Annotated in this window: 1 protein-coding gene; it reads right to left on the reverse strand. The window is 45.5% G+C overall.

Features of this window, described 5'->3' with window-relative positions; translation table 11 throughout:
- Nucleotides 1-209: InlB B-repeat-containing protein (locus tag CCAND38_RS11785; RefSeq protein ID WP_042343376.1), on the reverse strand; the 209-nt coding region annotated here is incomplete at both ends.

Consider the following 209-nt stretch of genomic DNA (forward strand, 5'->3'; position numbering starts at 1 on the left):
TTTATCCAATGTTTGAATTTATGGGGTGCTACGGGCGTGGCTGTTACTTTTGCCGTTTGACCTGCATTAAGGGTTTGATTTTCAGGGGATACACTACCCCAAGCCGTGTTGTTGCTCTTAGCCGTTACCTTGTAAGTAGAAACACCCTCCTCGAAAACAGCGGTAAGACTGCTATTTTCGTTTACGGTAAAGCTATACTCCGCTTGGGT

The organism is Capnocytophaga canis, assembly GCF_000827555.1.
Taxonomy (GTDB): Bacteria; Bacteroidota; Bacteroidia; order Flavobacteriales; family Flavobacteriaceae; genus Capnocytophaga; species Capnocytophaga canis.